This window comes from Stenotrophomonas sp. STEN031 (genome assembly GCF_056759975.1).
Genome location: NZ_JBRREA010000002.1, coordinates 168,879 through 182,185, shown reverse-complemented (window position 1 = coordinate 182,185; position 13,307 = coordinate 168,879). Strand labels below are relative to the sequence as shown.

Below are 13,307 nucleotides of genomic sequence, written 5' to 3'. Positions count from 1 at the left end.
TGTCGGGCGGGTACCCTAACCCGCCCCGGGGGCCGTCGGCGTTTGCTTGCCCCATCGCCCGCGGGTGCGCTTCGATTACCCGGGCTACGGGGGATGCGGACTACCCGATAACGAAAAAGCCCGGGATCGCTCCCGGGCTTTGGCTTCCTTCACCGCAGGCAACTCAGCCGCGCTTGGCCTTCTTCTCCGCGTTCAGCTTGCTGTGGCGCATGCCATACAGGAAGTAGATGACGAAGCCGGTCACCGTCCAGATACCCATCAGCATCCAGTTGTGCAGGGTCATCGCGGTCAGCAGGCCGATGCAGCTCAGCACGCCCAGGCTGCAGATCAGCCAAGCCATCGGGATGCGGAACGGACGCGGCAGGTCCGGCTGGGTGCGGCGCAGGACCAGCACGCCGGCGCAGACCGCGGCAAAGGCGATCAGCGTGCCCATCGAGGTCAGCTCGCCCAGGATATCCAGCGGGAACAGCGCCGCCAGCAGGGCGATGCCGATGCCGGTGATCACGGTGTTGATATGCGGCGTGCGGTACTTGGGGTGGATCTTGGTGAACACCGGCGGCAGCAGGCCATCGCGGCCCATGATCATGAAGATGCGCGGCTGGCCGATCACCATCACCAGCACCACCGAGGCCAGGCCGATCAGGGCGCCAACCTCGACGATGATGCGCAACCAGTCCAGCTGCGGGTGGGCGGCAACCGCGGTGACCACCGGCTCGGCAGTGCCCAGCAGGCGGTAGGGCACCAGGCCGGTCATCACTGCCGCCATGGCGATGTACAGCACAGTGCAGATGACCAGCGACAGCAGCATGCCGATCGGCAGGTCACGCTGCGGGCGGTGCGACTCCTGTGCCGCCACCGACACCGCTTCAAAGCCGATGTAGGCGAAGAACACCATGGCCGCGCCACGCAGCACGCCCTCGAAACCATACTTGCCAGGGCCTTCGTTGGCGGGGATGAACGGGGTCCAGTTGCTGGTGTCCACGTACTTCCAGCCAGCGACGATCACCAGGATGATCAGGCCGGTCTTCAGCACCACCATGGCCATGTTCATTGCCGAGGATTTACTGATGCCCACGTAGCACAGCCAGGTCAGCAGCAGCACCAGGATCGCCGCCGGGATGTTGGCAATGGCGCCGGTGGGCTTGAGCTGCGCATCCAGCGGTGCATTGACCAGTGCCGCCGGCAGGTGGATGTCGAAGTGATTGAGGAAACTGAGGAAGTAGCCGGTCCAGCTGACCGCCACCGCCGAGGCCGATACGCCGTATTCCAGCACCAGCATCCAGCCGATGAACCAGGCCGACAGCTCGCCGAAGGTGGCGTAGGTATAGGTGTAGGCGCTGCCGGAAACCGGCACCATCGAGGCGAACTCGGCATAGGCCAGGGCGCAGAAGGCGCAGCATACGGCCGCCAGCACGAAAGACAGCATGATGGCCGGGCCGGCATGGTTGGCCGCGGCCTGGCCGGTGATGACGAAGATGCCGCCACCGATCACCGCGCCGATGCCCAGCGCGGTCAGCCCCCAGGGGCCGAGGGTTCGGCGCAGGCTCAGGCCATTGGCTTCCTCGTGTGCGGCGTGCGGATGTTTGGTGGCCCAGAGTTGCTTGAACATGTTTCGGGTCTTCGCTCATCGGTGCGCGGCAGGCGCGCAAAAGAAAACCGGCGCGCAGGGCGCCGGTCAGGGCGTGGATCAGGCTTGCTTGTTCAGCTTGCTGTTACGGATGCCGTAGCCGAAATAAATGAACAGGCCCAGCACGGTCCAGCCAACAAACAGGTGCCAATGCACCACGAAGGCCTGCATGAACAAGGCCAGGCAGGCCAGCGCGCCCAACGGGCAGATCAGCCATGCGGCGGGGACCTTGAACGGGCGCACGATGTCCGGCTTGGTACGGCGCAGCACCAGCACGCCGATGCAGACCGTTGCGAAGGCCAGCAGGGTGCCCATCGAGACCAGTTCACCCAGCACGTTCAGCGGCACCAGCCCGGCCAGTGCGCCGGCCAGTACGCCGACCACCAAGGTGCTGATGTAAGGCGTGCGGAAGCGCGGATGGACCTTGCCGAACATCTTCGGCAACAGGCCGTCGCGGGAGATGGTGTAGGCGATGCGCGACTGCCCCATCATCATCACCAGCACCACCGAGGACAGGCCGGCGATGGCGCCGATCTCGACTGCGGTCTTGAGCCAGGACAGGCTCGGGTAGGCCTCCAGCGCGGTGGCCACCGGCTTGTCGGTGCCCAGCAGGTTGTAGGGCAGCATGCCGGTCAGGACCGCGCAGACCACGATATAGACCAGGGTGCAGACCGCCAGCGAGCCGAGCAGGCCGATCGGCATGTTCTTCTGCGGGTCCTTGGTCTCACCGGCCGCGGTGGAGACCGCATCGAAGCCGATATAGGCAAAGAACACGATGGTGGCTGCGCGGAACACGCCGCTCCAGCCGAACTCGCCAAAAGTGCCGGTATTCTGCGGGATGAAGGGCTGCCAGTTGGCCGGGTCGATGTACTGGATGCCGAAGCCGACGAACAGGCAGATCACGGTGATCTTGATCGCCACGATCACGGCGTTGACGAAGGTGGACTGGGTGACGCCGACATACAGCAGGCCGGTGATGGCCGCCACGATCAATACCGCAGGCAGATTGAACAGTTTGCCGGAGCTGACGAACTCGCTGCCGGTCCAGGCCAGTGGTGCCGCCGACAGCGCGTCGGGGAAGGGCATATGCAGCGTGGTGGTGATGAAGCTGATCAGGTAGGCCGACCAGCCCACCGCCACCGAGGCGGAGGCGAACAGGTATTCCAGCACCAGGCACCAGCCGATGAACCATGCCATGCCTTCGCCCAGGGTGGCGTAGGAATAGGAGTAGGCGCTGCCGGAGACCGGCATCATCGCGGCGAACTCGGCGTAGCACAGGCCGGCCAGGGCGCAGGCGATGCCGGCGAAGACGAAGGACAGCATCACCGCCGGCCCGGCGTGGTTGGCCGCAGCCTGGCCGGTCAGCACGAAGATGCCGGCGCCGATCACCGCGCCGATACCCAGCAGGATCAGGTGCCGGGCTGTGAGGGTGCGCTTGAGTGTGGCTTCGCCCTGCAGGCTGCCTTCGATCGGTTCGCCGGCATCGACATGTGCGGCCGGTTCGACCGGTTTGACCCTCAACAGTGTTTTAAGCATTCCGCAAATTCCCGAGCTGTGTATTGGCCCGAACGCACGGGGGCGACGGGGCCGTTTGTTTGGCGACGCAAGCTGAACGGTCGGCAACCACCCTACCTTGCCAAAGGTGGAGAAACTCGACAAGCGCAACTGCAACATGGACAGCGATAATGGCCGCCGGATTGAAAAGATGGGATGTGCTTACAGTCATGCTTGCAGAGGATCGGCAATTGCATCAGGCAGTTACGGACTATTCCCAGCGACATCGGGAACATGATGAACTGGCACGGGAATTTCTTACCCTGCTTGACGAGGGGGGAGTGGACCCATTCACCCGCGAACGGTTGGCTGGGCACTTCACCGGCAGCGCCTGGTTGGTCAGTGCCGATGGCGACCGCGCCTTGCTGACCCACCACCGCAAACTGCAGCGTTGGTTGCAACCGGGAGGCCATGCTGACGGCGACCACGATCTTGCGGCGGTGGCGCTGCGCGAGGCCGAGGAAGAGTCGGGCCTGCAGGGGCTGGCGCTGGCGTCAAGGGCGATCTTTGATCTGGACAAGCATTGGATTCCCGAGCGCAGGGAAGTGCCGGGGCATTGGCACTATGACGTGCGCTATGTAGTGATGGCCGGTGGCGACGAGCGGTTCGTGGTCAGCGAGGAATCGCTGGAGTTGGCGTGGCGGTCGGTGGCCGAGATCGCCAATGACCAGGATGAATCCATGCGGCGGATGGCAAGCCGGTGGCTGCAGAGATAGAACGGGCATGTGGGAGCGGCGTCAGCCGCGAAGCAGGCAGCGACCGATCGCCGGTAATGCTCCCACAACCTGGAAATCCATCAGCTTCGCGGCTGATGCCGCTCCCACAATATCCCTGACGGGACCGGTAGAGCCCCTGCCGAGCATGGCTCGGCACTACAGCGCCCTCCCTTTCGCGTAGCGAAGGGGAGGGTTGGGGAGGGGTTGGTTTTGACGTTGCCAGGAGAGCCCCTGCCGAGCATGGCTCGGCACTACCGGGGGCGTTAGTACAGGATGCGGGTGCGCAGGGTGCCCTGGATCGCTGCCAGCTCCTCGCGGATGGCCGCGGCCTGTTCCTCGGTGGCGCTGATGTCGATCACCACGTAGCCGACCTTGGGGTCGGTGCGCAGGAACTGGCCGTCGATGTTCAGGTTGTGGCGTGAGAAGATCTCGTTGATCTTGGACAGCACGCCCGGCACGTTGCGGTGGATGTGCAGCAGGCGCAGGCTCTGTTCGTGTTCGGGCAGGGTCACTTCCGGGAAGTTGACCGCCGACAGGGTGGAGCCGTTGTCGCTGTAGCGCACCAGCTTGGCGGCCACTTCCACGCCGATGTTTTCCTGCGCTTCCAGGGTGGAGCCGCCCACATGCGGGGTCAGGATCACGTTGTCATGCGCGGACAGCGGGGATTCGAACAGGTCGCCATTGCCCTTGGGTTCAACCGGGAACACGTCCACCGCGGCGCCGCCCAGATGGCCCGAACGCAGCGCCGCATCCAGTGCGTCGATATCGACGACAGTGCCGCGCGCTGCATTGATCAGGTGCGCGCCCTTCTTCATCTTGCCCAGCTGTTCGGCGCCGATCATCCACTGCGTGGAGCCGTTCTCCGGCACATGCAGGGTGACCACGTCCGAGCGCGCCAGCAGGTCGTCCATGCTGATGGCCGGGTGTGCATTGCCCAACGACAGCTTGGTTTCGATGTCGTGGAAGATCACGTGCATGCCCAGTGCCTCGGCCAGTACGCCGACCTGGGTGCCAATGTGGCCGTAGCCAATGATGCCCAGGGTCTTGCCGCGTACTTCATGGCTGCCCGCGGCCGACTTGGACCAGCCGCCGCGGTGGCATTCGGCGTTCTTCTGCGGGATGCCGCGGGTCAGCATGATCGCCTCGGCAATCACCAGTTCGGCGACCGAACGGGTGTTGGAGTAGGGCGCGTTGAAGACCGGGATGCCGGCAAGCTCGGCGGCTTCAAGGTCGACCTGGTTGGTGCCGATGCAGAAGCAGCCGACCGCGATGAGGCGCTTGGCTTCGGCCAGCACCTCGGCGCTGAGATGGGTGCGTGAGCGGATGCCGACGATGTGGGCTTCGGCGATACGCGCCTTCAACTCCTCTTCCGGCAGTGACTTGCTGTACAGCTCGATCTGCGAGTAACCGGCCGCCTTGAAGACGTCCACGGCGGTCTGGCTGACCCCCTCAAGCAACAAAACGCGGATGTCCTGCTTCGGGAACGAGGTCTTCTTGGGCGACATGTCGTGTACGGCGGCGAAGGTGGGTAGGTCGCCAACTATGCCAGATCGGCGCGCCGATTTGTGCGCTGCGCAACGCGGCAAGGCCTTGATGGTAAAAGGTTTCATATGAAATCCACGGCGCGCGTGAGGCCTCACTACGGACACTGGACGGCACGCGGCCGGGCTGTCACGCTTGGCGGCTTTCACGCCGCCGAAACACCGCCATGACCGATCCGCGCCTGGAAACCCTGTTGCAGTCCTGCCCCGAGCTGCGTCTGAAGACCGACGCTGGCGACCTGGAGCACTACGGCCGCGATTGGACCCGGCGCTGGACGCCGGCGCCGCTGGCCATCACCCTGCCGGGCAGTGTGGAAGAGGTACAGGCGGTGATGCGCTGGGCCAACGAACACAAGGTGGCCGTGGTGCCCTCCGGTGGCCGCACCGGCCTGTCCGGTGGCGCGGTGGCTGCCAATGGCGAGCTGGTGCTCAGCCTGGAGCGCATGAACAAGGCGCTGGCGTTCGATGCGGTGGACCGCACCCTGGTGGTGCAGGCCGGCATGCCGCTGGAAGCACTGCACAACGCCGCCAAGGAACATGGGCTGATCTATCCGGTGGATTTCGCCGCGCGCGGTTCGTGTTCGATCGGCGGCAACGTCGCCACCAATGCAGGCGGCATCCGGGTGATCCGTTACGGCAACACCCGCGAATGGATCGCCGGGCTCAAGGTGGTTACTGGCAATGGTGAGCTGCTCGAGCTCAACAAGGGCTTGATCAAGAATTCCAGCGGTTACGACTTCCGCCAGCTGATGATCGGTTCGGAAGGCACGTTGGGCATCGTGGTCGAGGCCACCGTGCGCCTGACCGACCCGCCGCCGGCCACCAATGTGATGGTGTTGGCGCTGCCGTCTTTCGAAGTGCTGATGCAGGTGTTTGCCGCCTTCCGCGAGCGGCTGCAGCTGGAGGCCTTCGAGTTTTTCACCGATCTGGCGGTCAAGCACGTCACCGCGCACGGTGCGCAGTATCCGTTCGAGGACATCCACCCCTACTACGTGGTGACCGAATACGCCTCCGCCGACGAGGCTGGCGAAGCCGCCGCGCTGGCGGCGTTCGAGTACTGCATGGAGCAGGGCTGGGTGCTGGATGGTGTGATCAGCACCAGCGAGGCACAGGCACAGCAGCTGTGGCGCCTGCGCGAAGGCATCACCGAGTCGGTGGCGCGCTACAAACCGTACAAGAACGACGTGTCGGTGCGGATCTCGGCGATGCCGGCGTTCCTGGCCGAGACCCAGGCGCTGATCAATGGCGCCTACCCGCATTTCGAGGTGGTCTGGTTCGGCCATATCGGCGACGGCAACCTTCATATCAATGTGCTCAAGCCCGACGACACCAGTGATGCCGAGTTCCTCAGCCAGTGCGAGCACGTGACCAAGCTGCTGGCGCAGGTGTTGCACCGCTTTGATGGCAGCATCTCGGCCGAGCATGGCATCGGTCTGGTCAAGAAGGCCTACCTGGCCAGCACCCGCAGCGACGCGGAAGTCGCGTTGATGCGTGGGGTCAAGCATGCCTTTGATACGAACTGGCTGTTGAACCCGGGCAAGCTGTTCGATCGCTGATCGATCAGCTGCGTCGGTCGGTGCCTCTGAAACGGGCGCTTACTCGCGCGGCAGTTCCAGCACGAAACGGCTGCCGCCCCCAGCGCCGCTGCCGCAGGAAACCTGGCCGCCGTGGGCATCGGCAATTGCTTTGACCACGGCCAGTCCCAACCCACTGCCGCCGCCTTGGCGCGAGCGTGAACCATCGCCGCGCATGAAAGGGTCGAAGACGTGTGGCTGCAAGGCGGCATCGATGCCGGGGCCGTTGTCCTCGATGGCCACCTGCACGTGGTCCTTGCCGTCCAGGATTGAGATCCTCACCCGGCCCGGGCTGGCGTAACGTCGCGCATTCTCCAGCAGGGCGAGCAGTGCCTGGCGCAGACGGGTGGGGTCGCAGTAAGCCGGGTGTTCGTCGCGGTGGGTTTCCAGTTCAAGTACCGAGCCCGCAGTGCGGAACGCCGGATCGACCAGGGTCATCACCGAGTGCACTTCCTGCACCACGTCGGTACGCGCGCGCCGCACGTCGAGCCGACCATTGCCGGCCAGTCCCAGTACGCGCAGATCCTCGATCAGCCGCGACAACCCTTCAACCTGCGACAACAGGCTGCGGAACTGTGCTTCGTCCGGTTGGAACACGCCGTCGGCCAGGCCTTGCAGGCGGCCGCGCAGGATGGTCAATGGTGTCCGCAGTTCGTGTGCAATCGCCGCGTGCCAGAGGGCGCGTTCGCGGTCCATATGCTGCAGGCGCGCGGCCATGGTGTTGAAGTCTTCGACCAGCAGGGCGATCTCGTCCAGCGCGTCGTCGCTGGCGCTGGCGCGCGCATCCAGATTACCGTCGGCCAGCGCGCGCACAGATTCCATCAAGGTGTTGAGCGGGGACACGATGCGATGCGTGAGCCGGATCGATGTGGCCAACGCCAGCGCCAGGCCGATGACAGTGACAATCGCCATCCAGGCCAGTTCCGGACCCGTTGGCAGCCATTCCTGCAATTCCAGTGCGTTGGCCGGATACGACTCGACCAGGATCGCGTACAGCAGGCAGGAGGAGAACGCCATCATCACGATGACGCTGATGACCATCAGCGACATCGACATGAGGATGTGTCGATTGAGCCCGGGGCGGCGCATCAGCGATCCGCCATCAGGCGATAGCCCACACCACGCACGCTGGCCGGCATGTTGGCCACGCCCACGTCGTCGAGTTTCCGGCGCAGCTTGCTGACATGGCTGTCGACGGTGCGCTCCAGCGCCTCGCTCTCGGGCAGGCATTGGTGCATCAGTTCGCTGCGGCTGAAGATGCGGGTCGGGGCCAACGCCATGCAATGCAGCAGCTTGAATTCGGTAAGCGTCAGCAGCAGCTCGTGGCTGTAGCCCTCACCCTCGACATGCACCGAATGGGTCTGTGAGTCGATCAGCAACGGGCCTGCCCGCAGGACCGTGATGGCAGGGCGCGGTGCGGCGTGCAGCGTGCGGCGCAGTACGGCACGTACCCGGGCGGCGACTTCGGCCGGGTTGAACGGCTTGACCACGTAGTCATCGGCACCCATCCGCAGTGCGGTCAGCTTGTCCAGGTCCTGGTCCAAGGCAGTGAGCATGATGATTGGCGTGTCGCTGCCCTGGCGCAGCTGCGACAGCACGCCCCAGCCATCGATACCGGGCAGCTGGACGTCCAGCAGCACCAGGTCCGGGCGCGCACTGCGATGCAGCTCGAGTGCGGTGTGGCCATCTGCTGCACGCACCACGCGCAGTTTTTCCCGCTCCAGGTAGGCGGTGATGATGTCGGCGATCTCGGCTTCGTCCTCGACGATCAGGACAAGTGCATCAGCGGAACGATTCCATTGCGCCATCATGGCGGCGGGTGGCAGTGCGGTCATTACCGGGTCGGGCCGAAAGGTTCTTGCCTCCATGCTATCTCCACATTCCCTCCATCGAAACCCCATCATCGCCCGGCACACTGCGCGCCTGCGTTCCCGCAGGCTTTCCAGTACCACCCCCAGTGATGATCATTCGATGGATTACGGCCGCCTTGTGTGCGGTGCTGCTTGTGGCCATGACGGCCTGTTCCTCACCTGAAACACCTGCGCAGGTGGTGCCCAAGGTCAGCGTGGTGACCGTGGTCGCGCAACGCGTGCAGCGCGACGACGAACTGCAGGGGCGGGTGGCAGCATTGCGCACCGCGCAGATCCGCGCGCAGGTTGGCGGCATCGTGCGCAAGCGCTTGTTCGAGCAGGGAGCCGAGGTGGCTGCAGGGCAGGCGCTGTTCCAGATCGATCCTGCGGCGTTCCGCGCCGACGTCGATTCGGCGCTGGCGGCCCTGCAACGCAGCGAGGCGGCCTTGTCGCGCAGCCGACTGCAGGCACAACGCCTGCAGGCACTGGCCGCCGCGCAGGCGGTTAGCCAGCAGCATCGCGATGATGCGACGTCTGAGTATGAGCAGGCGCGTGCTGCCGTGGCCGAAGCCAGGGCGATCCTGGCCCGCCGTCAGCTGGACCTGCGCTATGCCACTGTCAGCGCACCCATCGCCGGTCGCATCGACCAGGCCATGGTGACCGAAGGCGCATTGGTGAACGTTACCGATGCCGAACCCATGGCGCTGGTGCAGCAGATCGACCAGGTCTACGTCGATGTGCGCCAGCCAGCCTCGCAGTTGCCGGCGATGCGCCGGGATGTCGTCGATGGTGGCGCGATGCCGGTGGCGATCATCGGTGCCAATGGCCAGGTGCACAAGCAGGCCGGGCAGCTGTTGTTCTCCGGTATCAACGTCGATGCGCGTACCGGTGACGTGGTGCTGCGGGTGCTGGTCGACAATCCACGCCGTGATCTGTTGCCAGGGATGTTCGTGCGCGCGCGGGTGCCGCGTGGCAGCGCCAGCGAGCAGCCGTTGTTGCCACAGCAGGCAGTGCTGCGCAGCGCCGGTGGACAGACCTATGCCTGGGTGATCGATGGCGATGGCAAGGCGATCATCCGCACCCTTGAGCTGGATGGCAGTGTGGACCGGCAATGGATCGTGCGCAGTGGCCTGAAGCCTGGCGAGCAGGTGGTGGTGGAAGGGCAGGAGCGACTGCAGGAAGGGCGGCTGGTCGAAACCCTGCCCTGGCAGCCGGTGTCCGCGCTGGGCAAGGCCGCCGTCGCATCCCGCACCCATTGAAGGTAATCCATGGCCCGTTTCTTCATTGATCGCCCGGTATTCGCCTGGGTGCTGGCGATCTTCATCGTGTTGGCCGGTGTCCTGGCCATTCCGCAGTTGGCGGTGGAGCGCTACCCGGCGGTGGCACCCACCAGCGTCAGCATCTATGCCAGCTACCCGGGCGCCAGCCCCCAGACACTGGACGATTCGGTGGTCGGGCTGATCGAGCGCGAGCTGTCCAGCGTCAAGCACCTGCTCTATTTCGAATCCTCGGTGGATACCTCGGGCGAGGCGTCCATCACCGCCACCTTTGCCCCGGGTACCAACCCGGAGATGGCGCAGGTGGATGTGCAGAACCGGATCAAGGCGATCGAACCGCGCCTGCCGGCCAGCGTGCGGCAGAGCGGCCTGTTCGTGGAAGCGGCGGATTCCGGCTTCCTGATGCTGGTCGGGCTGAGGTCGCCGGACGGCAGCGTGGACGAAGCCCAACTGGGCGACTTCATGGCCCGCAACATCATCGACGAGCTGCGGCGCATCGACGGTGTTGGCCGGGTCCAGCTGTTCGGTGCCGAGCAGGCCATGCGGATCTGGCTGGATCCTTCGGCATTGGCTGGCTATGCACTGACGGTGGGTGATGTGGTTGCCGCCATCGAACAGCAGAACCAGAACATCGCGCCGGGCCGCATCGGTGATTCGCCCAGCGTAGCGGGCCAACGCATCACCGTCCCGCTGGTTGCCGATGGGCAGCTGAGCACGCCAGCGCAGTTCACGGGCATCGTTCTGCGCGCGCAGGACGATGGCTCGCGGGTGCTGCTGGGCGATGTGGCGCGGGTGGAGATGGGGGCACAGAGTTACGCCTGGGGTACCCGCGAGAACGGCCAGGTGGCCACCGCTGCCGGCGTCCAGTTGCGTCCCGGTGCGAATGCGGTGAGCACCTCGTCGGCCGTGCGTGCGCGCATCGCCGAGCTGCAATCACTGCTGCCGCCGGGTGTGGAAACCAGCATTCCCTTCGACACCGCGCCGTTCGTGAAGATATCCATCCAGAAGGTCCTGCAGACCTTGCTGGAGGCGATGTTGCTGGTGTTCGCGGTGATGTTCCTGTTCCTGCAGGATTGGCGTTACACCCTGGTGCCGGCTTTGGTAGCACCGATCGCGCTGCTGGGTACCTTCGCGGTGATGTTGGCGCTGGGGTTCTCGATCAACGTGTTGACCATGTTCGGAATGGTGTTGGCCATTGGCATCATCGTCGACGATGCCATCGTGGTGGTTGAAGGCGTTGAGCGGATCATGGCCGAGGAAGGGCTGGCGCCGCGCGAGGCGACGATCAAGGCGATGCGCGAGCTGACCAGTGCCGTGGTCGGCATCACCCTGGTGCTGACCGCCGTCTTCATTCCCATGGCCTTTGCCAGCGGTTCGGTGGGGGCAATCTATCGCCAGTTCACGGTGTCGATGGCGGTCGCGATCCTGATCTCGGCGGTGCTGGCATTGAGCCTGACCCCGGCGCTGTGCGCGACCCTGCTGCGTCCGCTCGCACATGAACGGCGTCAGTGGCGTTTCTTCGATGCATTCAATCGAGGATTCGCCCGCATGAGTGGGCGCTATCATCGGATGGTGGCTGCGGTGTTGCGCCGCGGTGGGCGGGTGATGGCGGTGTTCGCTGCGCTGGTGGTGGCGCTGTTGCTGGGCTTGCAATGGCTCCCCGGTGCCTTCTTGCCGGAAGAAGATCAGGGCTATTTCATCACCTCGATGCAACTGCCGGCCGAGGCCACGGCGGAACGCACCCTTGCCGTGGTACAGGCCTACGAGTCGCATATCGCTTCGCGACCCGGCATTGCTGGCAACCAGGTCATCACCGGCTACAGCTTTGCCGGCTCGGGGCCGAGTGCGGCCATGGCGTACACGATACTCAAGGACTGGGATGAGCGCGGTGGTGCAACCGCAGCTGGCGAGGTCGCTGCGACCCTGGAGGCGATGGCGACCATCCGCGAGGGCGAGGTGATCAGTGTGATGCCGCCGGCCATCGACAGCCTGGGTAACTCCTCCGGCTTCAGCCTGGCGCTGCAGGCGCGCAGTGGCCAGACCCAAGCGCAATTGCGTGCCGCCCAGAAGCAGCTGCTGACCCTGGCGCAGGCCAGCCCGCTGCTGGCCGAGGTACATGCCGATGGCCTGCCATCGGGCAGCAGCGTGCGGCTGCAGATAGATCGCGCCAAGGCCGAGGCGATGGGCGTTGGATTCACCGACATCAGCACGACCTTGTCGGTGGCCATGGGGTCGCAATATGTAAACGACTTCCCGAACGCGGGCCGCCTGCAGCAGGTGATCCTGCAGGCGGATGCGCGGTTCCGGATGGAGATCGAGGACGTGCTCCGCTTGCATGTCCGCAATGCGCACGTTGGCATGGTTGCACTTGCCGAGCTGGTCACGCCGCAATGGGAGGAGTCACCGTTGCAGTTGCAGCGCTACCTTGGGTTTCCCGCGCTGAATGTGTCCGGTGCGCCAGCCGAGGGCGTCTCGACCGGTCAGGCCATGGCCGAGATGGAACGCCTGGCGGGGCAGCTGCCGCCAGGTTTTGCATTGCAATGGACCAGCCAGTCGCTGCAGGAGAAGACATCGGGCGCACAGGCCCCTTGGCTGCTGCTGTTGTCGATGCTGGTGGTATTCCTGGTGTTGGCTGCCCTGTATGAAAGCTGGTCGATCCCGATGGCGGTGATGCTGGTGGTGCCGTTGGGGCTGCTGGGTGCGGTGGCCGCAGTACTGCTGCGGGGGATGCCCAACGACGTCTTCTTCAAGGTCGGCATGATCACGGTGATTGGCCTGTCGGCGAAGAACGCGATCCTGATTGTCGAGTTCGCGCGCCAGCTGCAGCGGCAGGGCTTTACCGCCGCGCAGGCGGCACTGCGAGCAGCGCGGATGCGTCTGCGGCCGATCCTGATGACATCCATGGCGTTTGCCCTCGGAGTGCTGCCGTTGATGCTGGCGCAGGGAGCATCGCGGGAAACCCAGCAGGCCATCGGTACCGGCGTGTTTGGCGGGATGGTGACGGCGACGGTGTTGGCGGTGTTCTTCGTGCCGGTGTTCTATGTGGTGGTGGATTCCAGCTGGCGCTGGTTGCGGCAGCGACTGCCGGGCAGGCAAGGGCCGGCCACCGCAGCGGATCATGAACGGATCTGATGGGCAGGGTGGTCGCTGGTTCCAACCAGCGGCCAC

9 protein-coding genes are annotated in these 13,307 nt (G+C 64.9%); 4 read left to right on the top strand and 5 right to left on the bottom strand.

Going from position 1 to position 13,307, the window contains the following annotated elements; all coding sequences use genetic code 11:
* Positions 1-163: 163 nt before the first annotated feature.
* Positions 164-1,609, bottom strand: a complete 1,446-nt coding sequence (locus tag ACVOLQ_RS01730; protein WP_481526836.1) for an amino acid permease — start codon at positions 1,607-1,609, stop codon at positions 164-166.
* A gap of 78 nt (positions 1,610-1,687) precedes the next feature.
* Positions 1,688-3,163: an amino acid permease gene (locus ACVOLQ_RS01725; RefSeq protein ID WP_313171843.1), complete on the bottom strand. Its 1,476-nt coding sequence runs from the start codon at positions 3,161-3,163 to the stop codon at positions 1,688-1,690.
* A gap of 188 nt (positions 3,164-3,351) precedes the next feature.
* Here ACVOLQ_RS01725 and ACVOLQ_RS01720 point away from each other — a divergent pair, with 188 nt between their 5' ends.
* Positions 3,352-3,897 carry an NUDIX hydrolase gene (locus tag ACVOLQ_RS01720; RefSeq protein ID WP_481526835.1) on the top strand — a complete coding sequence of 182 codons (546 nt, stop codon included), beginning with the start codon at positions 3,352-3,354 and terminating at the stop codon, positions 3,895-3,897.
* 263 nt (positions 3,898-4,160) lie between these two features.
* Here ACVOLQ_RS01720 and serA read toward each other — a convergent pair whose 3' ends face one another.
* Positions 4,161-5,402, bottom strand: coding sequence for a phosphoglycerate dehydrogenase (gene serA, locus ACVOLQ_RS01715; protein ID WP_481526843.1), 1,242 nt, complete (start codon positions 5,400-5,402; stop codon positions 4,161-4,163).
* Positions 5,403-5,605: 203 nt separating this feature from the next.
* Here serA and ACVOLQ_RS01710 point away from each other — a divergent pair, with 203 nt between their 5' ends.
* Complete coding sequence (locus ACVOLQ_RS01710) at positions 5,606-6,994, top strand: FAD-binding oxidoreductase (RefSeq protein WP_481526834.1); 1,389 nt, start codon at positions 5,606-5,608, stop codon at positions 6,992-6,994.
* A 39-nt stretch (positions 6,995-7,033) separates the two neighbouring features.
* On the opposite strand, the gene ACVOLQ_RS01705 is transcribed toward ACVOLQ_RS01710, so the two are convergent.
* Both ACVOLQ_RS01705 and ACVOLQ_RS01700 read right to left on the bottom strand, forming a co-directional pair.
* A complete protein-coding gene (locus ACVOLQ_RS01705) occupies positions 7,034-8,101 on the bottom strand; it encodes an ATP-binding protein (RefSeq protein WP_481526833.1) in 1,068 nt (355 codons plus the stop codon).
* A complete protein-coding gene (locus ACVOLQ_RS01700) occupies positions 8,101-8,823 on the bottom strand; it encodes a response regulator (RefSeq protein ID WP_481526842.1) in 723 nt (240 codons plus the stop codon). Before ACVOLQ_RS01700 ends, ACVOLQ_RS01705 begins: the two co-directional genes overlap by 1 nt.
* A 149-nt stretch (positions 8,824-8,972) precedes the next feature.
* Between ACVOLQ_RS01700 and ACVOLQ_RS01695 the strand changes: the two genes are divergently transcribed.
* Both ACVOLQ_RS01695 and ACVOLQ_RS01690 read left to right on the top strand, forming a co-directional pair.
* Positions 8,973-10,121, top strand: a complete 1,149-nt coding sequence (locus ACVOLQ_RS01695; protein WP_481526832.1) for an efflux RND transporter periplasmic adaptor subunit — start codon at positions 8,973-8,975, stop codon at positions 10,119-10,121.
* Between the two features lie 9 nt (positions 10,122-10,130).
* Entirely contained in the window at positions 10,131-13,271 is a 3,141-nt protein-coding gene (locus tag ACVOLQ_RS01690; RefSeq protein ID WP_481526831.1) for a multidrug efflux RND transporter permease subunit, read from the top strand.
* Positions 13,272-13,307 lie beyond the last annotated feature (36 nt).